Origin of the sequence: Micromonospora sp. BQ11, assembly GCF_052068135.1 — a bacterium.
Lineage (GTDB): Bacteria > Actinomycetota > Actinomycetes > Mycobacteriales > Micromonosporaceae > Micromonospora.
In genome coordinates, this window is record NZ_JBQHDB010000003.1 from 247,406 (window position 1) to 273,229 (window position 25,824).

Annotated in this window: 24 protein-coding genes and 1 pseudogene; 12 read left to right on the forward strand and 13 right to left on the reverse strand. The window is 73.8% G+C overall.

Translation table 11 applies throughout. The features are described from left to right. Window positions 1-122: 122 nt before the first annotated feature. Window positions 123-602: a winged helix-turn-helix transcriptional regulator gene (locus tag ACTMSW_RS08290; protein ID WP_441179920.1), complete on the reverse strand. Its 480-nt coding sequence runs from the start codon at window positions 600-602 to the stop codon at window positions 123-125. Between the two features lie 117 nt (window positions 603-719). Between ACTMSW_RS08290 and ACTMSW_RS08295 the strand changes: the two genes are divergently transcribed. The 3 genes from ACTMSW_RS08295 (at window position 720) to ACTMSW_RS08305 (ending at window position 3,013) form a co-directional block, all read left to right on the forward strand. Then, entirely contained in the window at window positions 720-944 is a 225-nt protein-coding gene (locus tag ACTMSW_RS08295; RefSeq protein WP_441179921.1) for an SDR family NAD(P)-dependent oxidoreductase, read from the forward strand. Between the two features lie 82 nt (window positions 945-1,026). Continuing rightward, complete coding sequence (locus tag ACTMSW_RS08300; RefSeq protein WP_441179922.1) at window positions 1,027-2,613, forward strand: MFS transporter; 1,587 nt, start codon at window positions 1,027-1,029, stop codon at window positions 2,611-2,613. A 22-nt stretch (window positions 2,614-2,635) separates the two neighbouring features. Beyond that, complete coding sequence (locus ACTMSW_RS08305; RefSeq protein WP_441179923.1) at window positions 2,636-3,013, forward strand: hypothetical protein; 378 nt, start codon at window positions 2,636-2,638, stop codon at window positions 3,011-3,013. Window positions 3,014-3,049: 36 nt separating this feature from the next. Here ACTMSW_RS08305 and ACTMSW_RS08310 read toward each other — a convergent pair whose 3' ends face one another. Both ACTMSW_RS08310 and ACTMSW_RS08315 read right to left on the reverse strand, forming a co-directional pair. Continuing rightward, window positions 3,050-3,715 carry a GAP family protein gene (locus ACTMSW_RS08310; protein ID WP_441179924.1) on the reverse strand — a complete coding sequence of 222 codons (666 nt, stop codon included), beginning with the start codon at window positions 3,713-3,715 and terminating at the stop codon, window positions 3,050-3,052. Continuing rightward, window positions 3,712-5,949, reverse strand: a complete 2,238-nt coding sequence (locus ACTMSW_RS08315) for an MMPL family transporter (protein ID WP_441179925.1) — start codon at window positions 5,947-5,949, stop codon at window positions 3,712-3,714. Before ACTMSW_RS08315 ends, ACTMSW_RS08310 begins: the two co-directional genes overlap by 4 nt. 106 nt (window positions 5,950-6,055) lie before the next feature. Between ACTMSW_RS08315 and ACTMSW_RS08320 the strand changes: the two genes are divergently transcribed. Beyond that, window positions 6,056-6,679, forward strand: a complete 624-nt coding sequence (locus tag ACTMSW_RS08320; RefSeq protein WP_441179926.1) for a TetR/AcrR family transcriptional regulator — start codon at window positions 6,056-6,058, stop codon at window positions 6,677-6,679. 89 nt (window positions 6,680-6,768) lie between these two features. Here ACTMSW_RS08320 and ACTMSW_RS08325 read toward each other — a convergent pair whose 3' ends face one another. From ACTMSW_RS08325 to ACTMSW_RS08340, 4 genes are all read right to left on the reverse strand, one after another. Beyond that, the gene (locus tag ACTMSW_RS08325) at window positions 6,769-7,584 is read right to left on the reverse strand and encodes a trypsin-like serine peptidase (RefSeq protein WP_441179927.1); all 816 of its coding nucleotides are present in this window, start codon (window positions 7,582-7,584) and stop codon (window positions 6,769-6,771) included. A gap of 53 nt (window positions 7,585-7,637) precedes the next feature. Then, entirely contained in the window at window positions 7,638-7,997 is a 360-nt protein-coding gene (locus tag ACTMSW_RS08330; RefSeq protein WP_441179928.1) for a hypothetical protein, read from the reverse strand. A gap of 231 nt (window positions 7,998-8,228) precedes the next feature. Continuing rightward, window positions 8,229-9,164 (reverse strand): hypothetical protein, encoded by a 936-nt coding sequence (locus tag ACTMSW_RS08335; protein WP_441179929.1) that lies wholly within the window; start codon window positions 9,162-9,164, stop codon window positions 8,229-8,231. A gap of 239 nt (window positions 9,165-9,403) precedes the next feature. Then, window positions 9,404-10,930 (reverse strand): glycerol-3-phosphate dehydrogenase/oxidase, encoded by a 1,527-nt coding sequence (locus tag ACTMSW_RS08340; RefSeq protein ID WP_441179930.1) that lies wholly within the window; start codon window positions 10,928-10,930, stop codon window positions 9,404-9,406. 46 nt (window positions 10,931-10,976) lie between these two features. Between ACTMSW_RS08340 and ACTMSW_RS08345 the strand changes: the two genes are divergently transcribed. Continuing rightward, complete coding sequence (locus tag ACTMSW_RS08345) at window positions 10,977-12,542, forward strand: FAD-binding oxidoreductase (RefSeq protein WP_441179931.1); 1,566 nt, start codon at window positions 10,977-10,979, stop codon at window positions 12,540-12,542. Next, a complete protein-coding gene (locus ACTMSW_RS08350; protein ID WP_441179932.1) occupies window positions 12,543-13,406 on the forward strand; it encodes a diacylglycerol/lipid kinase family protein in 864 nt (287 codons plus the stop codon). Here the strand turns inward: ACTMSW_RS08350 and ACTMSW_RS08355 are convergent. Beyond that, entirely contained in the window at window positions 13,403-13,963 is a 561-nt protein-coding gene (locus ACTMSW_RS08355; RefSeq protein ID WP_441179933.1) for a TetR/AcrR family transcriptional regulator, read from the reverse strand. The genes ACTMSW_RS08350 and ACTMSW_RS08355 overlap by 4 nt on opposite strands. Before the next feature lie 77 nt (window positions 13,964-14,040). Between ACTMSW_RS08355 and ACTMSW_RS08360 the strand changes: the two genes are divergently transcribed. After that, on the forward strand, window positions 14,041-14,889 hold the full coding sequence (locus tag ACTMSW_RS08360) for a DUF6671 family protein (protein WP_441179934.1): 849 nt from the start codon (window positions 14,041-14,043) through the stop codon (window positions 14,887-14,889). A 32-nt stretch (window positions 14,890-14,921) separates the two neighbouring features. On the opposite strand, the gene ACTMSW_RS08365 is transcribed toward ACTMSW_RS08360, so the two are convergent. Further along, window positions 14,922-15,473 (reverse strand): carbonic anhydrase, encoded by a 552-nt coding sequence (locus ACTMSW_RS08365; RefSeq protein WP_441179935.1) that lies wholly within the window; start codon window positions 15,471-15,473, stop codon window positions 14,922-14,924. 88 nt (window positions 15,474-15,561) lie between these two features. On the opposite strand from ACTMSW_RS08365, the gene ACTMSW_RS08370 reads away from it, so the two are divergent. The 5 genes and pseudogenes from ACTMSW_RS08370 to ACTMSW_RS08390 all read left to right on the forward strand — a co-directional run. After that, complete coding sequence (locus ACTMSW_RS08370; RefSeq protein WP_441179936.1) at window positions 15,562-19,806, forward strand: putative inorganic carbon transporter subunit DabA; 4,245 nt, start codon at window positions 15,562-15,564, stop codon at window positions 19,804-19,806. A gap of 43 nt (window positions 19,807-19,849) precedes the next feature. After that, entirely contained in the window at window positions 19,850-20,185 is a 336-nt protein-coding gene (locus tag ACTMSW_RS08375) for a P-II family nitrogen regulator (protein ID WP_441179937.1), read from the forward strand. A gap of 241 nt (window positions 20,186-20,426) precedes the next feature. Further along, complete coding sequence (locus ACTMSW_RS08380) at window positions 20,427-21,020, forward strand: TetR family transcriptional regulator (protein ID WP_441179938.1); 594 nt, start codon at window positions 20,427-20,429, stop codon at window positions 21,018-21,020. Window positions 21,021-21,143: 123 nt separating this feature from the next. Continuing rightward, window positions 21,144-22,304 carry an SRPBCC family protein gene (locus ACTMSW_RS08385; protein WP_441179939.1) on the forward strand — a complete coding sequence of 387 codons (1,161 nt, stop codon included), beginning with the start codon at window positions 21,144-21,146 and terminating at the stop codon, window positions 22,302-22,304. Between the two features lie 34 nt (window positions 22,305-22,338). Further along, a pseudogene (locus tag ACTMSW_RS08390) lies at window positions 22,339-22,506 on the forward strand (nitroreductase family deazaflavin-dependent oxidoreductase); the annotation flags it as partial. A 117-nt stretch (window positions 22,507-22,623) separates the two neighbouring features. On the opposite strand, the gene ACTMSW_RS08395 reads toward ACTMSW_RS08390, so the two are convergent. The 4 genes from ACTMSW_RS08395 to ACTMSW_RS08410 form a co-directional block, all read right to left on the reverse strand. Next, window positions 22,624-22,893, reverse strand: a complete 270-nt coding sequence (locus ACTMSW_RS08395) for a GlsB/YeaQ/YmgE family stress response membrane protein (protein ID WP_441179940.1) — start codon at window positions 22,891-22,893, stop codon at window positions 22,624-22,626. Window positions 22,894-23,088: 195 nt separating this feature from the next. Further along, the gene (locus ACTMSW_RS08400) at window positions 23,089-23,652 is read right to left on the reverse strand and encodes a GerMN domain-containing protein (RefSeq protein ID WP_441179941.1); all 564 of its coding nucleotides are present in this window, start codon (window positions 23,650-23,652) and stop codon (window positions 23,089-23,091) included. Further along, window positions 23,649-25,004 carry a sensor histidine kinase gene (locus ACTMSW_RS08405; protein WP_441179942.1) on the reverse strand — a complete coding sequence of 452 codons (1,356 nt, stop codon included), beginning with the start codon at window positions 25,002-25,004 and terminating at the stop codon, window positions 23,649-23,651. Before ACTMSW_RS08405 ends, ACTMSW_RS08400 begins: the two co-directional genes overlap by 4 nt. Further along, entirely contained in the window at window positions 25,001-25,690 is a 690-nt protein-coding gene (locus ACTMSW_RS08410) for a response regulator transcription factor (protein WP_441179943.1), read from the reverse strand. The genes ACTMSW_RS08405 and ACTMSW_RS08410 overlap by 4 nt, the downstream gene beginning before the upstream one ends. Window positions 25,691-25,824: the final 134 nt, after the last annotated feature.

Genomic DNA, 25,824 nt, shown 5'->3' on the forward strand with positions numbered 1-25,824 from the left:
CCGCTGCACGTTCTGATGGTCGGCCCGACCATGCGAGCCTGCGCCAGGCCACACCCGCTAGAGCATCCTAGGACGTCGGCGACGGCGCACCGCGAAGACTCCACTCGTGGCCCCCGCTTCGCCTAGTCCCGGGTGATCAGGCCGGGGCCGGCGACGATGGTGATGTCGCTTGCGTCGACCTCGTGACCCTGCTCGCAGCGGAGCACGGCGCGGACCTGACACCCGCAGTCGCGGTGGGTGGCGAGCACCGGCGGACCCGTCTCGTCGGCCGCCCAGGTGTCGCCCCAGTGGCGCAGGGCGGTGACGACCGGCAGCAGCTCCTGCCCCTTGGCGGTGAGCTGGTACTCGTACCGGGTGCGCTGGCCCTGCTCGCGGTAGGGGGTCCGTTCGAGCAGGCCGGCGGCGACCAGTTCGCGCAGGCGGGCCGCCATCGCCGGTTCGCCGATGCCCACCCGCCGGACGAAGTCGTCGAAGCGGCGGGTGCCGAGCAGCGCCTCGCGCATGATGAGCATCGCCGACCTGTTGCCCACGATGTCCATGGCGCGGGCGATCGAGCAGTTGGTCATCGACCACGCCTCCCGGAACTCCCGCAGATCCTGCATGCCCTCAGCGTAGGGGCTGACTTGCGTCAACGCTAGTCAGGGTACTTCACTGGCCCGAGCTGGCTTCTTTTTGCAGAAGTTAGGCCCTCCGGCGGCACCCGGCAGACAGGATGAATCATGGACATCTCGACCGCGACCGCGCTGGCGACCGGCGCAAACCGGGGTTTCGGCCGCGCCCTGGCCGACGAACTGCTCGCCCGCGGCGCCACCGTCCACGCCGCCGCCCGCAACCCCGCCCAGCTCGCGGCGGACGCGTACGAGATCCTCGCCGACGACCTCAGCCGGGACGTACGCGCCAAGCTCTCCGGCGGCGTGGCCGCCGTCTACCCGCCGCTGTCGTAGCGGACCCCGCCCCGACCCACGTCCGTGCGGTCGGGCCGGTCCGGCCCGACGCTCCCGATCGTCACCCCCGCAAGGAGTAGCTGTGCCCAGAGCGCGGAGGACCACCACCGGGTGGCGGGCGTCGTCCGCCGCCACCGCACCGACGGGGAAGGGATCGGTCCGTGGCTCGCACCTGGCCACCCTCGTCGCCATGTGCCTGGGCGCGATGGTCACGTTCTTCCATCTCACCGCGACCGTCTCGACGCTGACCACGATCCAGCGGGACCTGCGGATCGACCCGACCAGCGTGGTCTGGATCCCCAGCGCCTACACCCTCACGCTGGCCAGCCTCATCCTCTCCGCCGCGACGCTCGGCAGCCGGTACGGCCGCAAGCGGATGTTCAGTGCCGGCGTCGGCGCCATGATGGCCGGAGCCGGCGTGGTCGCCCTGGCCACCCTCCCCGGCTGGGTCGTCGCGGGACAGCTCGTGGCCGGTGCGGGTGGAGCCCTCATCCTGTCGAACAGCCTGGCGATCCTCGGCGTGACGTTCACCGACCCGCACCGCCGTACCGAGGTCATCACCGCCTGGGCGGCGGCGTCCGGCGTCGGGCTGTCGGTGGGTCCGCTCATCGCGGGGACGCTGCTGGCGCACGTCCACTGGCACGGCGTCTTCCTGTCCACGGTGGTGCTCGGCGTACTCACCCTCGCCGTCACCGCCCGCTGGGTGGCCGAGTCGCGCCAGCCGACCAGCCGCCCCGACCTGCTCGGCCTGCTGCTGGGCACGCTCGCCGTCGCCGCCGCCGTCTACGCGCTGATCGAGGGCGGTCGGCGCGGCTACACCAGCCCGGCGGTGGCGGCCGCCTGGTTCATCGCGGGCGCCGCGGTCGTCGCCTTCGTCATCGTCGAGCTGCGTACCGCCGCGCCGATGCTGGACGTCCGGCTGTTCCGGTCGCCGTCCTTCAGCGCCGTCATGCTCGTGGCCGCCGTGTCGCTGTTCGGCTTCACGGGCGTGTCGATCCTGCTGGTGCTCTTCCACGAACGCGCCCAGGCGCTCAGCCCGCTCGACACCGGCTGGCGGATGCTCGTGCTGTTCGGCCTCTACGCCCTCACCGCCTTCGCCGCCGGCCCGGCGATCCGCCGCACCGGCTTCAAGGCACCGCTCACCCTCGGCCTCCTGCTCGGCGGTCTGGCCAGCCTGGGACTGTCCACCCACACACCGGACACCCCGTTCGGCCGGAGCTGGCCGCTGCTCGCGCTCTTCGGCGCCGCCTGCGGTCTGGTGGTCGCCCCGGCCACCGCCGCGGCGCTGGCCAGCGTCGCGCCCGCGCGGGCGGGCATGGCCGCCGCGGCGGTCAACACCGCCCGCCAGTTCGGCGCCGTGATGGGCGCGTCGCTGCTGGGTACCCTGCTCAGCACCACGCTGGTCGCCGACCTGCCGGGCCGGCTCGCCGCCCACGGCGTACCGGAATCCACCCGCGCCGCCGTGCAGGCGGCCGTGCGCTCCGGCACCGGCGACACCGCGACGCCGGCCGGGCCCGCGCGCCAGGCGCTCGCCGAGTCCCTCACCGCCGGCGTGCAGGCCGGGCTGCGTGTCAACGCCGTCGTCTTCCTCGCCGCCGCGGTCCTCGCGCTCACCCTCATCCGCAACCGGCCGCACCAGCACCAGCCGACGGCCGACAACCGCAGCTGACACGCACACCGGAGGGAACCAGATGTCCACGCTTCTCGACGACGTCCTCGCCGCCGCGGGGGACGCCGACCGATGGGCCGAGCTCACCGAACTGTCCGTCACCCTCGACGTGGGCGGCGGTATGTGGGCCAGCATGGGCCAGGAGGGTGTCCTGGCCGGCACCCACCCCACCGTCCGCACCCGCGAACAGAGGGTGTCGTTCGCGCCGTTCGGCGATCCGAACACCCACGGCGTCTACACCCCGGGCCTGGTCCGCCTCACGCGGACCGACGGCACGCCGATCGCCGGATTCGTGTTGCCCACCCGGCGTCGCGTCGTGCCCCGCGACCCGGCGGACGGCACCACGCCGGACGGACCGGTCCTGGCCTCCATCGACATCGCCGACATCACCGCGCGGTAGCCGCCGGGCACGCGGACGGCAGTGGTCGCCAGCGCCTCAGGTGGCGACCACCAGGGTGAACACCAGGCCGCCGGCGGCGAGGTAGGCGGCGGCGACCGGGAGACTGCGGGGTCGCTCCCGGGCGGCGCCGAGCCGCTGGTAGACGGTCTCCAACCGGGTGCGTACCCGGTCGCCGCGGACCGCGCCGGCCAGGAGCAGCAGGAGGCAGGGCAGGCAGTACACGAGGGCGTAGCCGGCCAGGGCCAGCAGCACGGGGAGCGGGCCGAGGTCGGCGTTGACGAGACGTTCGACGGCGACGAAGTACGGGAACGCGTTGGGCAGGTCCGCCGCCGTCATGAGGACGCCGAGGGGTGCCGCCGTCACCGGGTTCACCCAACGCGGCACGGTGACGGCCGCCCGGGTGCGGGTGCGCAGCCGCTGGATCCCGGCGACGACCAGGGCGATGGCGGCGAGGGTGAAGGCTCCCCGTCGCAGCCAGAGCAGACCGTCGCCGACCGCTGCCGAGGCGGCGTCGGCGCCGAAGTAGAGCAGGACACCCAGGCCGAGGACGGTGAGGTAGGCCCCGGCGACGAACGCGGCGGCGGCGCGCACCGGCCGGGCCAGCGGAGCGAGCAGCAGCAGTGCCACCCCGGCGATGGTGGCGGGGTTGAGGGCGTCGAGCGCTGCCAGCCCGGCCAGCCCCGCCACCAGCGCGGCGCTCATCGGACACCCTGGGGTGTGACGGGTCGAGGCGTCGAAACGGAGTCCTCCCCCGGCTCGGTCGGTGTCGGAGACGTCGGGGTGCCGACGGTCCGGTCGGGGTGCGGCGTGCCGCCCTCGATGTCGAGGTGGGGCAGCGCGCGGTCGAGCCAGCGGGGCAGGGTCCAGGCGCGTTCGGCGAGCAGGGTCATGGCGGCGGGGACGAGGGTCATGCGGATGACGAAGGCGTCGATGAGGACGCCGACGGTGAGGGCGAAGCCGATGGATTTGATGATGGGGTCGTCGGCGAGGAAGAACCCGGCGAAGACGGCGGTCATGATCAGGGCGGCGGCGGTGACGACCCGGGCGCCGTGGGCGAAGCCCAGGTGTACGGAGTGGCGGGCGTCATTGCCGTGCAGATGTTCCTCGCGCATGCGGGAGACCAGGAACAGTTCGTAGTCCATCGCCAGGCCGAACAGGATGCCGATGAGCAGGATCGGCAGGAAGTTGAGGATGGGCCCGACCTGGTCGACGCCGAGCGGGCCGGCGAGCCACCCCCACTGGAAGACGGCGACGACCGCGCCGCCGGTGGCGGCGATGGTGAGCAGGAATCCGAGGATCGCCTTGACGGTGACCACGACGGAGCGGAAGGCGAGGGTCAACAGGATCAGCGCGAGGCCGACGATGACGAGGACGAAGACGGGTAGGGCGGAGTAGAGGGTCTCGGACAGGTCGATGTTCGCCGCCGTCGTGCCCGTGACGGAGACGGTCGCGTCGTACCGCTGCTCCAGTCCGGCCGCTCGGGCGCGGATGCGTTCGACCAGTTCGGTCGTGGCCTCGTCGGCCGGTCCGGTGGTGGGGATGACGGTGAGCAGGGCGGTGGCGCCGTCGGGGGCGACGACCGGCGGCACCGCGGCCGCCACGCCGGGGATCGTCGCGAGTTCGCGGGCGGTGGCCTCGGCCGTCACGGCGACGTCGCGGTCGGCTTCGACGAGGACGACCAGGGGGCCGTTGGCACCCGGCCCGAACCCCTCGGCGACGAGGTCGTAGGCACGGCGGTCGCTGCGCTCGGTGGAGGCGGACTCGCTGCCGGGCAGGCCGAGGCGCAGGGACGTCAGCGGCAGCGCGAGGACTCCCAGGGCGAGGATGCCGACCAGCAGGGTCAGGACCGGACGGGCGGTCACCAGCCGGACCCAGCGGCCACCGGCGGTGCGGTCGCGCGGCGGCACCGGCAGCGGCCGGCGGCGGACCCTGACCGCGTCGATGCGGTGGCCGAGCAGACCGAGCAGGCCGGGTAGCAGGGTCACCGCGATCAGGACCGCGACCATGACCGTGGCGGCGGCGGCGAGTCCCATCACCGTCAGGAACGGGATGCCGATCAGGGACAGACCGGCCAGGGCGACGACCACGGTCAGCCCGGCGAAGACGACCGCTCCACCGGCGGTGGCGGTGGCCCGGGCGATCGACTCGCGCACCGGCATCCCGGCGGCGAGCTGGCTGCGGTGCCGGGAGACCACGAACAGCGCGTAGTCGACGCCGACCGCGAGGCCGATCATCAGGGCGAGGATCGGTGCGGTGGACGACAGGTCCACGACGCGGCCGACCAGCAGGATCCCGAACAGGCCGATCCCGATGCCGACCAGCGCGGTCAGCAGCGGCAGGCCGGCCGCGACCAGTGTGCCGAGGGTGACCAGCAGGACGATCAGCGCGATCGCCATGCCGATGATCTCACTGGTCAGGCCGATCTCGGCGGCGGCGATGGCCGCCTCGCCGCCGACCTCCACGGTCAGGCCCGCCGCCCGCGCCTGGTCCGCGGCCGCGTACAGCGCGTCCCGCGCCGCCGGTTCGAGGGCGTCGACCGCGACCGTGTACTGCACCGAGGCGTACGCGATCCGACCGTCCGGCGAGACCGCGCCCGTGACGAAGGGGTCGTCGACCGATGCCACCTGCGGCCCGGCGGCGAGGGCCGCGACCGCCTCGGCGACCACCTGCCGGTCCTGCGGACTGCTGATCGCCTGCCCGGCCGGCGCGGCGAACACGAGCTGGGCGCTGGTCCCGTCGGCACCCGGGAAGGCCGCGCCGAGCCGATCGAGGGCGTCGAACGCCTCCGTGCCGGGCAGGGAGAAGTCGTCCGCCGTACGGGTGCTGCCGGAGGCCACCGCCGCACCCATGGCGGTCAACACCACCAGCCACAGCGCCACCACCCGCCATCCGTGGCCTGCACAGGCCCTACCCAGCCGATACAGCAGTCCCGACACGCCCACTCCCTCGTCCGAGCCGCGCCGGACGCAACGACTCCGGGACTAGTATTGCACAACTGCAAGTTTGCAGAGGTGCGCCTTAGTGGGGATTAGGATGCGACGCGTGACCGGCATCCGTGAGCGGAAGAAGACGCGTACGCGCCACGCACTGCACCAGGCCGCGCTGCGCCTGTTCACCGAGAGGGGCTACCCGGCCACCACCATCGCGGAGATCGCCGCCGCCGCCGACGTGTCACCGCGGACGTTCTTCACCTACTTCGACAGCAAGGAGGCCCTGCTCTTCGAGCACCTCGAACCCCTGTTCGTGCGTCTGGAGCAGCGGCTCGCCACCCGGCCGACCGGCGGGAGCGCACTGGAGGAAACCCGCGCCTGGCTGGTGGACGACCTCCTCGCCGCGCCGATCGACGAGGACGCCGACCGGCTGCTCGACCAGCTCAGCGAGGAGATCCCCGCCGTCGCCGCCCACGGCACCACCGTCATGGCACGCATCGAGAGGTCCCTCGCCGCGGCGCTCGCCGTGGACCTCGGCGAGCGCCCGCAGGACCCCACGCCCCACATGGTCGCCTCGGCCGCCGTCGCCGCGCTCTACCGCTCCGCCATGACCGGCGAGCAGTTCCACCGGGACACGCAGCACCCCGAGCTGACCATCGCGCACTTCGACCGGGCCCTGCGCTTCATCCAGCACGGCCTCGACGGCCTACGCCGCGACGACGACGCGTCCGGCTGACCGCCCTACCGAGCGCGGTGACCGACCGGCGGTGACGACGGGCCGCCGGGGGCGCGTGTCGCGCCATGGCGGCCCGTCGTCGGTCGTCGTCAGCCGTTGTCGATCAGGCTGGCGATCTGGTTGTAGATGAGGTGCGCCTTCGCGCCCTGGTTGGACGGACAACCGCCGAGGTGGTGCAGGGCGATCACCCGGTGGCTGGCGTTGAGCACCGGCGAGCCCGAGTTGCCGCCGGAGGTGTCACAGCTGTAGCTGATGTTCCAGGTGTTGTAGTTCGCGTTCTTCACGGTGCACGTCGTGCCGCCCTGGGTGTTCTCGTAGATCGACAGTCGCTTCGGGCTGCCGTCGCCGTGCCCCGGGATGTACATCCGCGTGCCGGTGCTGGTGGCGGTCGTCGCCAGGTACAGCGTGCCGAAACCCTGGATGCTGGCGAAGTTGTTCACCGAGTACAGGGCGTAGTCCAGTTCGCCGGATCCACCGCTGCTCACCTTGTAGAGGGTGGCACCGCTGACCTTGGTGCCCGGCCCGGGGTTCGCGCCGCCGCAGGTGGCGCACTGGTAGTTGAACTGCATCTCACTGCCGCTGACGGCGGCCTGCGTCGAGAAGCAGTGCTTGTTGGTCAGCATGCGGTTGGTGTTGCCGACCCGCCAGGTGGTGCACAGACCACCGCCGCTGATCAGCAGCCGCGCCACCGCCCGGCCCTGCGCGTACTCGCTGGGGTGGCTGCTCTGGTAGCAGACCACGTCGCGGCGGGCATCGGTGCTGCAGACGGACTGCGTGGAGAAGTTGTGCTGCGCGATCTCGGTGCGGTCGTAGCCGCGCCAGAACCGGTCGATCGTCGCGGCGTTGCCCCGGGAGGCCCGGTTGCTGTGCAGCGTCACCACCGCGGTGTCGCCCTGGACCGACATGGCCCAGAAGCCCGGCTGTCCGTCGGTGGTGTAGTCCGAGCCGGTCGCCCGGTTCAGGTAGCGGTCGTACGGTAGCTCTCGCGGCCGTCGGGGCTCGACACCGTCACGTGCTCGCCGTGAGCCAGTCGCAGTGCGCTGAAGTGCACCTTGACGTACGTCGCGCCGGGATGGCGGATGATCTGCGTGCGGCCGTTCCGGGCGTGGGACAGCGCGCCGTCGACGGTGCGGAGTTCACCGACCGTGGGGACGCCCTCCACCGAGAACTGACCCGACTCGGGTGCCCGCTGCGACTGCGGCGCGAGAGGTCGAGCCGAGTGCGCCTCGGCGGCGGGGACCGACAGCAGGCTCAGCCCGAGGGTGCAGGCGCCGAGCGCGACAGCCGCCGTTCGTAGGCGGCGCAGGGCATGTTTCATCGTCGCTCCTCCCGAGGAACCAGCACCAAGGCGTGCTTGCAGCCTTCATACACGCAGGAGCAGTACATGTAAATGTATCAATGTCCGGGATCGCTGAGGGTGCGGGCCGGAGCCGCCGGCCGGTGCGAGCCGGTCAGCGGCACGTCGTCGCACGCGGGCGCGGACAGGGGCGAGGGGTTTCCGGCCTGGTCGGCCGGAAACCCCTCGTCGTCACGTGCGTGTACGGCGGTGTCAGACGTCGAGTGCGGTCCTGTTGCGGCGCAGGATCAGCATGCCGCCGCCACCGACGGCGACCATCGCGGCGCCCATGCCGAACAACCACCACAGCCGGGTCGAGTCATTCCCGGTCACCGGAAGGATGGGGTCGGGGCTGGCCGTCGGCTGCGTCGGGGCCCCGGTCGGCTGCGTGGGCGTCGGCGTGGGCTGGGTGGGCGTCACGGTCGGCGTCGGGGAGGGTCCGAGCGGACGCTCGCAGCGCGCCTCGGCGAGGATGACGGTGCCCACCGGGACGTCCAGCAGCGGTCCACCGACGACGGTGCCCGTCAACCGCAGGGTGGCCTGCACGGCGATGGCGACCGCATCGTCCGCGGTGACGGTCTCGACGTTGGTCAGGGTCGCGTTCAACGTGGCGCCGACCAGCCCGGGCACGACGACGGCGGTGCCGGCGGTGACACCAGGGGTGTTGGGCAGGAGTTCGATCGGCTCACCGAACAGCTCCAGCCCCACGAAGGTGGTGTCCGCCGTCTGCGGGCCGGTCTGCGGGCAGGCGACCGCCGCGGTGATCGCCTCGGCGTCGATGACCGGGGTGCCGAGCACGGCCAGGGCCAGGTCGGCGATCTCCGCGTTGGCCGACGAGGCCGTCGGGCCCCGGGTTGCGGTGACCTCGACGACCGTGCCCGACGCGGTCACGCCCAAGGCGCCCGGGATGGTGATCGCCAGGGCGGTGTCGGTGTCCGTGCCACCGCCGGCCGGTGCGACGGCGCTGCCGATGACCGCGTCGGCCGTGATCACCGGGACGCCGGCCACGGCGGCGGACAGATCGACCACGACGCCACGGGCGCTCGCGTCGCCCGGCTGGGCGAACGCCGGGCCGGTGCTGGACAGCGCCACCGCACCGGCAGCGACGGCCATCGCTCCGGTGGCGGAGATTCGGCGGAAAAGATTCACGTCTTGCCTCTGCTCGTTCAGTCCCCTCCCGACGGTCGAGAAGGCGATATAACCCTAACCGCCTATAACGGACAAATAACTGCATATCACTAAGACGTTGATGATTCATGTCGGCGGAGGCAGGGGGTGGGAGTCCGGCATGAGTTGTCGATTCATGTTCTGCCCACTGTGGTCGGTCGGCCGCGGGGACACGTTCCGGCGCGCGTCCCGAACCGGACGCCTCCGCGCTGGACCTCGCGTCACCCCCGCGCAGCCAGCGCCAGGACCTCCCGCGCCACAGGCAGCGCAGCCTCCCGGTGCGCCGCGACGAGCCCGACGCGGGTACGCCGGTCGAGCAGGTCGTCGACGGTGAGCGCGAGTTCGTGCCGGGCGGCCCAGAGCAGCTCGGCCCCGGTGACCGGGATGTCCGGCCCGATCGGCCGGCGGAGGTCGGCCGGGGCCTGGGCCAGGACGTCGACCGCCTCGGTGCCGTAGCGCTGGACGAGCCGGCGGGGCGCCGGCACCCGTGCCAACCGCGCCCTGCTCGCGGCGCCGGGCAGCGGCAGCCGCCGGGTACGGCAGGGCCCGGCCGCGAGCCGACGCGCGCGCACCGCGGTGTCGACGGCGTCCTGCGCCATCCGACGGTAGGTGGTGAGCTTGCCGCCGACCACGCTGATGATGCCGTCCGGGTCGTCGATCACCGCGTGCCGCCGGGAGATGTCGGCGGTCCGGGAGTCGCCGTCGGCCAGCAGCGGGCGGAGCCCGGCGTACGCGCCGAGGACGTCGGAGCGGCGCAGGGGCGCGTCGAGGACGCTGTTGAGCACGTCGAGCAGGAACGCGATGTCGGCCTCGGTGGGCTCCGGCACGTCGGGAACGGGTCCCTCCACGGCCTCGTCGGTGAGGCCGGCGTAGACCAGGCCGTCGGTCTGGGGCAGGGCGAAGACGTACCGGGTGAACTCACCGGGCACCGGGACCGTCAGCCCCGTCCAGAGCCCGCCCAACCGGGCGGCGGACAGGACGATGTGCGTGCCCCGCGAGGGGCGTAGGCGGACGTGCGGGGTGAGGTCGCTCGCCCACACTCCGGTGGCGTTGACCACGGCGCGGGCGGAGACGTGCAGCCGGCCTCCGGTGCGGGTGTCCTCGATGGTGGCGCCGTCGCGGTGCAGGTCGACGGCCCGGCACCGGGGCAGGATGCGGGCGGAGTGGGCCGCCGCCGCGCGGGCGAGACCGACGACGAGCCGGGCGTCGTCGCAGAGCTGGCCGTCCCAGGACAACTGCGCCCCGCGCAGGCCGGACCGGCGCAGCGCCGGCACCATTGCGCCGGCCTCGGCCGCGCCGAGCCGGCGGGTGCCCGGCAGGGTTCTGCGGGACGTCCCGGCGCAGGTACGCAGCAGGTCTCCGGCGCGCAACCCCGCCGCCGCCGCGCGATCCTGCCACCCGGTGGTGAAATCGGTCGACGGGAGCAGCATCGGCAGGGGCCGTGTGAGGTGCGGGGCGGTACGGGTCAGCAGCAGGTGGCGTTCGGCCGCGCTCTCGTAGGCGACGCCGACCTCACCGTGGGCGAGGTAGCGCAGCCCGCCGTGCACGAGTTTGGAGCTCCACCGGGAGGTGCCGTACGCCAGGTCGTGGGCGTCGACGGCGACCACGGACAACCCGCGGCTGGCGGCGTCGAGCGCCACCCCGGCGCCGGTGACGCCCAGCCCGACCACGAGGACGTCGACGGCCGTGCCGGCGCCCAGCTCATCCAGGTCACGGTCACGGCGGGTGCCGGTCAGCGATGCCTTCACCCGTACTCCTTGATTCTGAGTGACATTGGATGTAACTCTGTCACACATGAATGAGCGAGGGGAAGTGTCGCGCACCGGGTGGGCCCGTTGGGGAGCGCCGGAGGCGGCGCGGGAGCTGCCGGACGGCGCGCGCCGACTGCTGGCGCAGGTGCTCGACCTGGCACCGCCACCGCCGGCCGTGCCGCTGGACGAGGTCGTGCTGCCGGACTGTGCGCTCGACGGCACGGTTCTCGACGCGCTGCGGCGCGCGGTCGGCGACGAGCACGTGGCCACCACCGCACGGTCCCGGGCGCGGCACGCGGCGGGGATGTCGACGCCGGACCTGCTGCGCGAACGGCACGGCCGGCCCACCCTCGCCCCGCAGGCGGTGGTCCGGCCGGCCGACCACGCCGAGGTCGTGGCCGTGCTCGACGTCTGCTCCACGCACGGCGTGGCGGTCGTCCCCTTCGGTGGCGGCACCTCCGTCGTGGGTGGCCTCACGCCGACCGCAGCCCGGCATGTGACCGTCGACCTCGGCCGGCTCGACCAGGTCCTCGCCGTCGACCCGGTGTCCCGGACCGCCACCCTGCAGGCGGGGCTGCCCGCCCCGCGGGCCGCGCAACTGCTCGCCGCGCACGGGCTGACGCTCGGCCACGTTCCCCAGTCCTACGAGTACGCGACCATCGGCGGCTTCGCCGCCACCCGCTCCTCCGGCCAGGCCTCGGCCGGCTACGGCCGCTTCGACGACATGGTGACGGCACTGACGGTCGCCACGCCCCGCGGCACCCTCCGGATCGGTCGCGCGCCCGCCTCGGCCGCCGGCCCCGACCTGCGGCAGCTCTTCCTGGGCAGTGAGGGAACGCTCGGCATCATCACCGACGTCACCCTGCGGGTACGTCCCCTGCCGGCGCAGTCCCATTACGAGGGCTGGCGGTTCGAGTCGTTCGCCGCCGGCCTGGACGCCGTACGCCGGTTGGCGCAGGACGGGCCGCGACCCACGGTGCTGCGGCTCTCCGACGAGGTGGAGACGATGATCGGGGCGGCCGGCTCCGGTCACTCCGACGGGGGGTGCCTGCTGATTGCCGGGTACGAGGGCGCCGACGTCCGTTCCACCGCCGAGGCGGCCGCCGACGTGCTGGCCGCGCACGGCGGTGTGCCGCTGGGAGCGGAGGCGGGACAGCAGTGGGCACGGCACCGCTTCGACGCCCCGTACCTGCGCGACGCGCTGCTGGACGCCGGGGCGTTCGCCGAGACCCTGGAGACCGCCGCGTACTGGTCGACGCTGCCGCAGGTCCACGACCACGTCCGGCAGGCCCTTCTCGACGCGCTGCCCGACGGGGCGCTGGTGCTGGGTCACGTGTCGCACGTCTACGAGACCGGCGCCTCGCTGTACTTCACCGTGATCTGCTCCCCGGGACCGGATCCGATCGGCCGTTGGCACACCGCGAAGGCGGCCGCCGCCGACGCGATCGTCGCCGCCGGCGCCACCATCACCCACCACCACGGGGTCGGCGCTGACCACCGGACGTGGTACGCCACCGAGATCGGCGACGTCGCCGTGGATCTGCTCCGGGCGGTCAAGCGGCACGTGGATCCGGCCGGCATCCTCAACCCCGGCATCCTGGTGCCGTAGGTGCGCGCCTTCGCGGTGATCCTCGGACCGGCCGCGCGCCGGGGACTGTCCCGCGTGATGCCGGTGGCCCACCACCTGCGGGCCGCCGGCGCGCGGATCCGGGTGGAGTACACGCAGACCCCTGAGCAGGCCCGCCGGTGCGCGGCCGAGGCGGTCGACGCCGGCGAGGTCGTCGTCGCCGCCGGCGGCGACGGCACCATCCGCCTCCTCGCCGGTGCCGTCGTCGACGCCGCAGGGCTGCTCGGCGTCGTCCCGGCCGGGCGTGGCAACGACCTGGCCCGTCAGCTCGAGCTGCCGCACTCCCCCGCCGAGGTCGCCGACCTGCTGCTGCACGGTCGACCCCGGCAGTTGGACGTGCTGCGCGTCGCGGGCCAGACGATCGTCGGAAGCGTCTACGCCGGCGTCGACGCCGCCGCCAACGAACTGGCCAACCGGTCCCGCCTGCCCGCGTCGCTGGTGTATCCCACCACCGGGCTGCGCGCGCTGCTGCGCTGGCCCCGCACCCGGTACACGATCACCGTCGACGGCCGGACGGAGCAGGTGCACGCGTACACCGTCGTCGCCGCGAACTGCGGGTACTACGGGGGCGGGCTCCACGTCGCCCCGGCGGCGCGGCCCGACGACGGGACCCTGGAGGTGGTGGTGATCCGGCACGCCAGCCCGCTGCTGTTCCCGATCGCCCTGTGGCGGATGCGGACCGGCTCGCACGTGCGGCTGCGGCAGGTCACCTCGTACCGCGGCAGTGCGGTCACCGTACGCGCGGACCGTCCGGTCGCCGTGTACGGCGACGGGGACCCCGTCTGCCGGGAAGGGACGGTGCACGTGGAGGTACGGCCCGGGGCGCTACGGATCATCGCCGGCTAGTCCGGGCGCAGGTATCCGTCGACCAGCCGGGCCAGCTCACGGTCGAACTCGGCGACCGGCATGCCGTCGGCGACCGTCCGGACGGAGAGCACGAAGGACTGCGTGGTCAGGTAGACCGCGCGGGCCAGGAGCGCGGCGTCGCCGGGCCGGACGGAGCCGTCGGTCTGGCCGCCGGTCACCGCCGTGGCGAGGAACTGCAGCATCTCGTCCTGGCCGCCGCCGCGCCGGTCCAGGAGGTACGGCAGCAGCACCTCCGGGTCGACGTCCCGGATCTTGCACAGCAGTGGATGCTCCCGCAGCAGCCGCGCCCCGGCCGTGACCCGCGCCACGAGGCGGGACCGGGCCGGCCCGTCGTGCTCGTCCTCGCCGGTGGCCACCAGCACCTGGTGCCACTCCCGGCTCATCAGGTCCCCGATCAGGGACTGCACGTCGGGCCAACGCCGGTAGACGGTCATCCGGGAGACCCCGGCCCGGCGCGCCACGTCCGTCAACGTCGTCCGGCGCACCCCGTAGGCCAGCACGCAGTCCCGGGCGGCGTCCAGCACCAGGTCCTCCACGCGGCATGTCTACCATGGCCGCCCCGCTGCGGAGGAAGTGGCGGCGAGGGCATCCGCCGTCCCCGTACGCTCCGCAGGTGTACCGGGATGTGGTGGCAAGCCTGGCCACGCGGCACGGCAAGCGGGCGGCGCTCGGTCCGCCGCTCCGCCGTCACCTCGGGCTGCGACTGCGGGTGCCCCCGGTGGACACCGATGCGTTGGGGACGTTCACCGGGGAGGTCGAACGGCCGGGTCCCGCGCCGCAGGTGGTGGTGGCGAAGGCCCGGTTGGGCATGGACGCGGCCGACTGCCCGGTGGGCGTGGCGAGCGAGGGCAGCTTCGGTCCGCACCCGGCCGTGCCCTGGCACAGCCTCCAGGTGGAGTACGTGGTGCTCTTGGACGACCGGCTCGGGTTGGTGGTGCTGGAGACGGCGTCGAGCGTCGCCGGCAACCACGCGGACCTGCTGACCGACGGGACCGACCGGGGCGAGCTGCTGGCGTTCGCGCGGCGGACCGGCACTCCGGGACATGCGCTGACGGTGGTGCCGGCGGTGCCGGCCCCGGGTGCACCGGTACTGCCGGCGAAGGGCATCGTGACCGTACGGTCTCTGCTCGCGGCCGTGGCGGCGGCCGGCGCGGCCAGCCGGGACGGCCGGGCACGGGTGGCCGCCGACCTGCGGGCGCACCACAACCCGCGACGGATGGCGGTGATCGCCGAGGCGGGTGTCCGGCTCGCGCGGCGGATGGCCACGGCGTGTCCCGGGTGCGGTGCACCGGGCTTCGGTCCGGTCGCCGCCCGTCCGGGCCTGCCCTGCTCGGCCTGCCGGACGGAGACGGACCTGGTCGCGGAGCGGGTGTCCGGTTGCGGCCTGTGCACGTACCAGCGGGCGGAGCGGGTGCGGCCGTTCGCCGCTGATCCGGCGAGCTGCCCGTCCTGCAACCCGTGACGGTGTGATCCGTCTGACGGCGGCCCGGGGGGTCAGCGGCTCGGCACGAGCGGGCGCGACGGCGGCCGTACGCCGGCGGGCCGGCGGACGCGGACCGGGCCGGACAGCACCCGGCTGAGCTGGTCGTGCCCGTCGTGCCAGCACATGCCGACGACTGCGCAACGGCCGTCGGTGACGGCCGCGTCCAGGTGGCGCGAGCGGTGCCGCAGCGCGGCGACGGCGGCGCGCACGTGCGCGGGGCCGCCGGCGCCGGGGAGGCGGCAGCGGGTGTGGCCGAGCACCACCACGAGTGGCACGTGCAGGTGGTCGACGGCGTATTCGAGGCTTCCGAGGACCGCCGGACCCAGGCGGAGACCGGCGGTCCGCACGCCGAACAGGTCGAGGCCGCCGAACACCGCGGCGGCGGGCGTCTGCGGGTCGGCACAGGAGAGCACCGCGGCGACGAACCCGGTGTCCGGGCCGCCGGAGGTTGACACGGTGGGCGGGTCGCCGGCCCGGTAGCGCCGGTGTCCGGCGCGCAGGAGGGCCAGAGCCCGCGTCGGAGGATCGGCGGCAGGTCTTCCGCGCTGACTAGCACCGTGCATCGACTGCCCCCTCCTCGCCACCGTCATACGGCTCACAATACCGGAATTCTGAATCGTGTTCTATGGTGCACCCATTGGAGGTGTGGGCATGACCATCGCACTGATCACCGTGGCTCTCGCCGCGCCGGCACTGGGGGCGTCGAGTGCCCTGCTGACCCGGGACGGTCGGCGGGCCGCCCGGGTCGTGGCGCCACTGCTCGCCGTCGCGGCAGGCGCCGCACTCCTGCTGGTCGTCGCCGCCTCGGTCGGGCCCCCGGTCACCGGCGTCGTGCTGCGCGTCGAGGCCGGTGCGGTACCGGTCACCCTCGGCGTACGGATCGACCGGTTCGGTGCGCTCTTCGCCCTGCTGGTCTGCGGGATCGCCGCGGTCGTCTCCGGGTACGCCCGCCGCTACCTCGACGGCGACCCGGCGGCGGCCGGATTCCAGACCCGGGTCGCCGGGGCGACCGCGGCGACCCTGGTGATGGCGACCGCGCCGAACCTCGTCCAACTGGCCGTCGGTTGGACCGTCGCCGGCTGGCTCCTCACCGGCCTGATCGGACACCACCGCGACCAGCCCAGGGTGCGCCGCGGCACCCGGCGGATCCGCCGCCTCTTCCTGGCCGGCGACGTGGCCCTGGTGGCCGGCCTGGCGCTGCTCGCCGCCGGCGTCGGGGCCGTCGACCTGGCCGCCGTACGCGCCGCCGCCCCCGACGCGCCGGTGGGCCTGCTGGCCACCTCCGGCCTGCTGCTGCTGGCGGCCGGCATGGTGCGCTCGGCCCAGGTACCGCTGCACGGCTGGCTCCCCCGCACGCTTGACGCACCGACGCCCGTCTCGGCGTTCCTGCACGCCGGAATGGTGAACGTGGCCGGGTTCCTGCTGATCGTCCTCGCGCCCGTGTTCCTGGCGGTGCCCGCCCTGATGACCGTGGTGCTGCTGGTGGGTCTGCTGACCGCAGCCGCCGGCACGCTGTTCGGCACGGTTCGCACCGACGTCAAGGGGGCGCTGGCCCGGTCCACCGTGGCGCAGATGGGCTTCATGCTGGCGCAGTGCGGTCTCGGCGCGTTCGGGCTCGCCGCCGTCCACCTCGTCGGGCACGGTGTGTTCAAGGCGTACGCGTTCCTGTCGGCCGGCGGCGCGGTGCGCGCGCACCTGCGTGCCGCCGAGGCACCGCGGCCGGTCGGGCCCGCGCCCCGGTGGCGGCTCGTCCCGGCCGCCGCGGTCCTGCTCGGGGTCGTGGGCGTCACCGAACTGGTCCTGGGAGTGTCCCCGGGCGGGCTGCTCAGCGCCGCGCTGGTGGTCGCCGCCGGGACGGCGGCGCTGGGCGCGGCGCTGGCCGACCGGATGATGGCCCGCCGTCACGCCCTCGCCGTCGCCGCCGCGGTCGTCGCCGCCTGCGCGGCCTACCTGGCACTGGGCCGGCTGGCGGGCACCTGGCTGGGCCTGCCGTCCGCGGTGTCACCGGTCACCGCCGTCGTGGCGGCGGGCGCCCTGGCAGCCGTCGGGGTCCTGACGTGGATCGTCACCCGGCGACCCTCGATCCGGCTGTGGTGGTGGGCCTGGCGGGACGGCTACACCGGGCGATGGTGGCGGGCAGCGCGCGTCCCGGCCCCCGCCGCCCTCCCACCGGCCGGCAGGACCGCCGGTACGGACGCCGCGGTGGCTGTCGCGGCCGCCGCCGACGCCGCCGAACTCGTCGGTCAGGCATGGCCCGTCGACACGTTCGTGGCGGTCAACCCGCTGGCCGGACTGGAACGCCTGCCGTTCCCGGCAGCCACCGCCCGGCTGCGGGCCACCGTCGACGCCCGCACCCACCTGCCCGTCGAGGAGTACCGCCGGCGCCTGCGCGACGGCGACATCGAAGCGGTCGACCTAGCCGCCGCGCTGGCCGACACCCGTCCGGCGACCGCCAGCGTGCTGCTTCCCGACGGTCGCCTGCTCACCGCCGCGGAGCTGCGTGAACTGGTGCTGGTCCAGCCGGTGCACGACGGGGCGCCGCCGCCCGCGCCGCTGCTCGCCGTCGTCCGACAACGGATCGCCGCGCCCCCGCTCGGCCGGACCGCAGACCGCGCCGGGGCGAGTGCCGAGCCCACCCTGACCGAGCGGTTGGACCGGTCGCTCGGCGGCCGGCTCACCGACGAGGTGGACGACCTGCTGACCGGCTGGTGCGCGGCGTACTGCGGTCACCGGTCCGCCCGCTGGCCGCTGCCCGGGCTCGACGGCGACGGCTGCTGGTCGCAGTGGCGTCGGACGGCGGGCGGCGACGCCCTGCCCCGGATGCGGGGAGCGGCCGGGTTCGACAGCTTCGTCGCCGGGTTGCCGGACACGCCGGAGCATGCCCTCGCTGTCCTGTTGCACCGGTTGGGGGTACCCGTCGCCCGGTGGTCGGCCTACCTGTCGCGGTCTGCGCTCCGGTCGCCCGGCTGGGCGGGCTACGCCCGCTGGTGGTCGACCCACCCCAGTGACCGGCCCGGAATGAGCCTGGTCGAACTGCTGGCGATCCGGCTGGCGTACGAGGTGGCGCTCGGCGACAGCCTCGCCCGCCGGCGACTCGGCGTTCCCGGCCGGATCGACGCGGTCGACGTGCCGGTCGACGGCGACGAGCCCGATCTCCTCGACGCGGCCCTACCGGTTGCCCGACTGGCCGCCGTTCTCGGCCTGACCGCCGCCGACCTGGACGCGCTTGCCGACCCGGCGTTCTCGGTGTTGCGGGACGCGGTGTCCGGCATGCCCCCACAGCGGCAGGCCGAGGTGTGGCTCGCCGCCGCCGAGCACGCCTACCAGCGGCGGCTTCGCGCCCAGCTCGACCGGGGTCGGGCGGCCGGCGGGACGACGGCGCCGCGAGGTCCCGGTCACGCCGTGGGTGCGGACAGCCGGTCACTGCTGGCGCAGGCGGTGTTCTGCATCGACGTCCGCAGCGAAGGACTCCGCCGGCACCTCGAAGGCGCGGGGCCGGTGCAGACGCTCGGCTTCGCCGGCTTCTTCGGCCTGCCGGTCCGGACGGTGTCGCCCGATGCCCCCGGCGGGCGGGACCGCTGCCCGGTCCTGATGCGACCCGTCGCCACCGTCACCAACCCGGACCCCGGGCTCGCCGAGGCCCGTCGCCGGCGTCTGCGGCAGGGCTGGCGGCGAGCCGTCGCCGCCGCCAAGAGCCAGCCGGTCGGCGCCTTCGCCTTCGTCGAGGTCGCCGGTGTCGTCGCCGTCGGTGCCCTGCTGGCCCGGGCCGTGACGCCGTGGCGGTTCCGCGAGGACGCGGAGGGCCCGGCACCCGGGGCGACCGATCTGGCGCAGGCGTTGACGCTCGACGAGCGGGTCTACTACGCGGAGGCGAGCCTGCGGGCGATGGGCCTGACCGACGGCTTCGCGCCGTTGCTGCTGCTGTGCGGACACGGCGGCAGCAGCGTCAACAACCCGTACGCGGCCGCGCTGGACTGCGGCGCGTGCGGCGGGAACCGGGGCGGCGTCAGTGCGCGGATGGTGGCCGCGATGCTCAACGACCCCGCGGTGCGGGCGGGCCTGGCCGAGCGCGGCATCCGGATTCCCGGCGGCACGCACGTCCTGGCCGCCGAGCACGACACGGTGACCGACGAGGTACGGCTCTACGACACCGACAGCGTGCCGCCCACGCACCAGGACAGGGTCGTGGACCTGTCCCTCCTGCTGACGGCGGCGTCGACCCGGCTGCGGCGGGAGCGGGCCACCCGCCTGCCCGGCCGCCCGGCGGCCCGGACGGTTCCCACCCGGGCGGCGGACTGGGCACAGGTCCGGCCGGAGTGGGCGCTGGCCGGCAACGCCGCGTTCATCGCCGCCCCCCGGACACTGACCACCGGACTGGACCTCGACTGCCGAGCCTTCCTGCACTCCTACGACTGGTCCACCGACCCGGACGGCGCCAACCTGGAGACCATCCTCACCGGCCCCCTGGTGGTGGCCCAGTGGATCAACATGCAGTACTACTTCGCCAGCGTGGACCCCGCCCGGTTCGGTGCCGGGGACAAGACCGTGCACAGCGTGCTCGGTGACGGGCTGGGCGTGCTCTCCGGCTCCGGCGGAGACCTGCGCACCGGGCTGCCGTGGCAGTCGGTCAGCGACGGGAGCGTCCTGGTGCACGAACCGCTGCGGCTGCTCACCGTGGTGCAGGCACCGTGCGCGACGGTGGCTGCCGTCCTGCGGCGCAACCCGGCGCTGCGGGACCTCGTCGACGGCGCGTGGCTCCACCTCACGGTGCTCGACCCGAGCACCGACGTCTGGTGGGAGCCCGGCGACGGCGACACCTGGCGCGAGGTTCCCGCACCGGGCGCCGGGGCGGAGCCGACCGTGCCCGCCGCCGCGCTCGCACCCGCTCCCGCCTGATCCACTGTCCGGACACGACCGCCACGAGGAAAGGACGTCATCGATGAAGGAGCTCGGTCTCACCCGCATGGTCAAGATCGAGGTGGTGGTCCGCGCCGCCGACGCCGAGGTGGTTCGTGAGCTCCTGCTCACGGCCGACGTGACCGGCTGGACCAGCCTCTCCGGCGTGTCCGGCTTCGGACACCACGGCAGCCACGAGGGACGGCTGATCTTCAACGACCGGTCCGGTCTGGTCATGGTCATCGCCGTGCTGCCGGACCAGCAGGCCGGGTCCGTCATCGCGGGCCTGCGGCAACTGCTCACCGACCGGCCCGGCGTCATGTTCGTCAGCGAGACCTGGGTGAGCCGTCCCGAATACTTCTCCCGGCAGCCCCGTTGACCGCCGGTCCGCCCGGGAAGGCCGGGCGTTCGCCGCCGGACGGCGCGGGTGGCCACGCCGCCTCGGACGGAAGGAGACGGCATGGCCCGGCCGAGCTTCTACGACAAGGTCGCCGCCCGGTTCGAGGACGCGATGGTGCAACTGCCCGGGCCGATACGCGCTCTGGCCGAGCCGGTGCCGCGCCGGCCCTGACGGCTGTGCCGTGCCAGGCCGCGCACGTGGCCTGGGATAGCGTGGCCGGATGACGTCTCGGGCTGCGCAGGCACGGGGCCTGGAGACCCGGCAGCGGGTGGTTCAGGTGGCGATGGCGGAGTTCGCCCTGCACGGCGTGGACGGAGCCCGCGTCAACCGGATCGCCGCGCAGGCCAAGGCCAGCAAGGAACGCATCTACGCGTGGTTCGGCGACAAGGACGCGCTCTTCGACGAGGTGATGCAGGTCGGCCTGGAGGAGTTGTCCCGGGTCGTACCGATCACCACGGACCTGGTCGACTACACGGTGCGCCTGCACGACACCTTCGCCGCCCGCCCCGACCTGCAACGGATCGCGGTGTGGGCGTGGCTGCACGAACACGGCCAGGCCGGCCCGCTGCCGGAGCGGCGCCTGAAGGCCTACCGCCACAAGATCGAGGTCGTGCGTCAGGCGCAGGCGGCGGGCCTGGCCGATCCGGCGTGGCAACCACACCACCTCCTGGCGACGTTGATCTCGGTGGCCACGTCCTGGCTGATGGCGCCCGTCGATCTGCATCAGGTCGCCGCGAACGAGGACAGCCCGGTGGTGGATCCCCGCACGGAGGTCCGTCGTGCGGCCGAGCGCCTGGTGTGTCCGGGGCCGTAGGGCCGCCCGGCCGTCACCCGCCACGTCCACCAGAGGTCGAACCGAACCGTACGGTTTGATATCGGCGTCCGGGAATGGTAGACCTGATACCGAACCACCTGGTTCGGATCTGGAGGTGCGGCGATGCGTACGGTGTTGATGGTCGTCTCGGCCGCCGACCACTGGACGCTGCGCGACGGCACGCGACACCCCACCGGTTTCTGGGCCGAGGAACTCGTCGAGCCGCACCGGCTCTTCACCGAGGCCGGTTGGCAGGTCACCGTGGCGACTCCCGGCGGCGTCGCGCCGACGGTCGACCCGCTCAGCCTCGGTCCCCTCGCCGGCAGTCCCTGGCGGACCCGGCGCCACCGCCGCCACCTCGCCGCGCACGCCGACACGTTCACCCGGCCCCGCGTGCTGGCCGAGATGGACCCCGACGACCACGACGTGGTCTTCTACCCCGGCAGCCACGGCCCGATGGAGGATCTGGCCGTCGACCCCGTCTCCGGCGCACTGCTCACCCGCCGGCTGCGTTCCGGCCGGCCGCTCGCGCTGCTCTGCCACGCCCCCGCGGCGCTGCTGGCCGCGCGCGACGAGGACGGCACCTGGCCGTTCGCCGGCTACACCCTGACCGCCCTGTCCAACCGCGAGGAGCTGCTCAACCGGTTCGCGCGCAAGGCGCCGTGGCTCCTGGAGGACCGGCTCGTCGACCGGGGCGCCCGGTACGTCAAGGGCCGGATACCGCTGCGGCCCCACGTCACGGTCGACCGCAACCTCTACACCGGGCAGAACCCCGCCTCGTCCGTGCGGCTGGCTCGCCGGCTGATCGCCGACCTCACCGAGCATCCCGCGCTCGCGGTGACCGTGAGTCACACCGTCCCCGCACCCCCCGACCGGGTCTACGCGCTGATCAGCGACATCACCAGGATGGGCGAGTGGAGTCCGGAGACCTACGCCGCCAGGTGGACCGAGCCGGGCCGCCGGTTCACCGGGCGCAACCGGATCGGGCGGTTCTACCGATGGAGCATCAGCGCCACCGTCACCGAGGCCACACCGGGGCGGACGTTCGCCTTCACCACCGACTGGCCGTCCTCCTCGTCCTGGCGGTACCTGCTGGAGGAGGGGGAGGGCGGCACCCGCATCACCGAGTCGATGACCCGGGCGACACCGCAGCTGACGATCGTCCGCAAACTTCAGGACGCCGTCGGCGTCCGCGACCGCGCCGCCCACCTGCGCGCCGGCATGACCACCACCCTGCACCGCATCGAGGCCGCCCTGCGCCGGGAGACGCCCGGCCCGCTCTGACCACCCGGGTTGGCGTCCCTCTGGGCAGCGGCGGCCGGTACGCGCTCGCGCCGCGACAGGCGACGAGCGGGCGCGGCTGTGGGCCCGCTGGCGTGACATCGACACCAACCTCGACGCCTACGCGGCCCTGCGATCCTCGCAGACGGCGGTCGTGGTCCTGGAACCGAGAATCGGCGAGACGGACCCGACGCCGAGGGGCTGAACCGCCGACGGCGCCAGCGTCACAGCGGGAACCGGAGCCAGAGACCGCACACGCCGGTCGTGTCGACCGGCGCGTGCGGGGGCGGCGACGGTGCCGCAGGCGGCCTGCCGCAGAGGCTCAGTGGCGTCGGCGGCCGTAGATACCCGCCGCGAGGGATACGCCGATCGCGGCGAAGACGACCTGGAGGAGCAGTTCGATCCAGTCGACGCCGGGGGTGTCGTCGACGCCCAGGGCGCCCGCGACGAGGGTGCCGAGGACAGCGGCGACCACACCGATGAGCAGGGTGAGCCAGATCGGGATGTTCTGTCGGCCGGGGACCACGAGCCGGCCGAGAGCCCCGATGATCAGGCCGATGATGATGGCGGTGAAGAAGCCCGTCACTTCCACGGGAGCCGTCCCTTCCGAGGGGTTGTCGTCAGTGCGGCTCTTGGTGCCCTGGGCCGACCGGGGCGCAAACCGAAGATCGGCGTACGGGCCGATATGTCACACAACTGTCATGACCCCAGGCGGAACCGCGACCTGGGCCCGCGTGCCGGTCACGTCGCCACACCGCCGTGACCTCCGTCGCCGTACGCACCGAGGTCAACGTGGGGCGATCAGTGGCGCGTAGTCGGCGCGGACGAGCGGCTGCTCGGACAGTGAGCCGTCGGCGCGGGGCACGCCGAGTGGTCTGCCGTCGCGAACGAAGGCCACGGTGGTGACGTCGTCGCGACTGGTGAGGGTGCACACGATCTGCCCGAAGGCGAGGACGTCGTCGCTGCGGCCGGCCGCCTCGTCGGGTTCGTCGACCGCTACCTGGGCCCGGGTACCGGTCACCGTGGCACCGGCGGCGTTGACCGCTCCCGGCAACGCGCTGGTCAGGTCGGTGTCGCGTTCGGCCGTGGTGGGTCCGGCGAGCAGATGCCGCAGCTGCTCCTCGACCGTGGGTGAGCGGTCGACACGCCGGACCACGGGGATGATCCGACCGTCGCGGACCAGGCAGAGGGTCTCCACGGCAGGGCCCGCCGGCGCCGCGGCATCGGCGGTGGCGGAACTGGGGAACGGTCCCCGCGGCGGCTGCACCGTACGCGGCCTGTCGTCGGTGGGGATGCCGCAGCCGGCCACCAGCGCGGCAAGCACCAACAGGGCGAGGTGGCGGTGGTTCATGTCAGGGAGTCCGGCAGAGTGACGCGGAAGCGGGCGCCTCCGCCGGGGCGGTCGGCGACAGTGACCTGCCCGGTGTGCGCGGCGGCGTGCTGGGCGACCAGCGCGAGGCCGAGGCCGGTGCCGTCGCCGGCTCCGCGGGTGTGGGCGGCTCGCCCGCGGACGAAACGGTCGAAGATCACCTCGCGGTCCTCGACGGGCACGCCCGGGCCGTCGTCCTCGACCTCGATGACGCCGGCGCCACCCGCACGGCTGAGCAGGAGGCTCGTCGGGCCGCCCCCGTATGTCACCGCGTTGTCGAGCAGGTTCACCAGGATCTGTGCGACACGCCGCCGCTCGACCCGCCACATCGGGGGGGCTTCCGGTGCGAGGTGGACGAGCGAGGGTGGCAGGTCGAGGTTCCGACAGGCGTCCCGGGCCAGCGCGACCACGTCCACCGGGGCCCGGTGCGCGGGCTGGTCGCTGCGGGCCAGGTCGATCAGGTCGTTGACGAGCCGCTGGAAACGGTCGATCTCGTCGGCGACGAGCCCGGCGGCGATGGCGGTCCGTTCGTCCTGGTGCTCCCGACGACGGGCCAGGACGCTGGCCGCCGCGGCGAGGGTCTGCAGCGGCGAGCGCAGTTCGTGACTGACGTCGGCGGCGAAGCGGCGATCGCGCTCGATGCGGTGGGCGAGCCGGTCGACCATCTGGTTGAACGAGGAGGAGAGACGGGTCAGGTCGGGATCGGTGGCCGGGTCGAGCCGGGCGGTGAAGTCACCCGCGGCGATCTTCTCCGCCGCGTCGGCGACCGCCGTCAGCGGACGCAGCCCGTGCCGGGTGGCGTACCAGCCGAGAGCGGCGCCGGATCCGGCGATCATGACCGCGACGGTGGTCAGGGCGAGTGCCAGGACCTGGAACGTCTGCTCCAGCTCCCGCAGGGAGTTGACCTCGAAGTACGTCGCCGTCGCGGACAGCGGCACGCCGACCACCAGGACGGTCTGGCCGTCGACGCGTACGCGCTGCACCGCCGGCTCTCCGGCGGCGACGACGCGACGCAGGTCGGCGGGAATGGCGGTGCTGGTGCCGCGGTCGGCGTCCCGGGCGTACCACTCGCCGTTCAGGTGCAGCACGGGACGGCGCACACCCCCCGTGTCCAGCGACCGGAGCACCTGCACGACGTCGGGGGTGTCGGTGTCGAGCCCGGCACGGACGATGGTGGCGTCGAAGTAGGCCGCGCGCAGGGCGGTGCGCTCCCGCTCGTCCATCAGGGAGCGGCGCGTCAGCTCGTAGGAGACCAGGGCCATGGAAGCCGCGAGCAGGAGCGCGCCGACGGCGAACGCGGCGGTGACCCGGGTACGCAGTCCGAGGCGTCTCATCGCTGCAGTTTGTAACCCAGACCCCGCAGGGTGACCAGGTGTCGGGGGGTTGCCGGGTCCGGCTCGATCTTCTGCCGCAACCGGCCGACGTGCACGTCGACCAGCCGCTCGTCGCCGCTGTCGTACCCCCAGACCCGTTGCAGCAACTGCTGGCGCGACAGCACCCGGCCGGCGTGTTCGGCCAGCTCGCAGAGCAACCGGAATTCCGTGCGGGTCACCGCGACAGGCTGGCCGGCACGGCGTACCTCCCCCGCGTCCGGGCTGATCTCCAACTCCCCGAAGGCCAGCACGGGCACCGGGTCCGGCGCCGGTCCTCCGACCCCGGTACGGGCGCGGCGGCGCAGGGCGCGCAGCCGCGCGGTCAGTTCCTTGATCGCCACCGGCTTGACGAGGTAGTCGTCGGCGCCAGCTTCGAGGGCGGCGACGATGTCATGGGTGTCGTCGCGGGCGCTGACCACCACGATCGGCACGTCGTCGTCACGGCGGAGCTGCCGGATGCACTCGAAGCCGTCGAGGCCGGGCAGCATCAGGTCGACCAGTACGTAGTCGGCCGGGTCGCGGCGCTGGGCGCGCAGGCCCTCCTCGGCGGTGGCCGCGCCCAGAGCGTCGTAGCCCTCGTCCTCGAGTGCGAGCAGCAGCGCCAGGCGGATCCGGTCGTCGTCCTCGATCACCAGTACGGCCGTCATACCGGCATCATCCCCAGGCCACCGGCCACCTTGCCAATCGTGACCGCCGCCGTGCGGATTTGTCACCCAACTGTCATGGATCCGCGCGATGACCGCCAAGCGGGCCCGGCACCGTGGCGGACGACCAGGTCGGT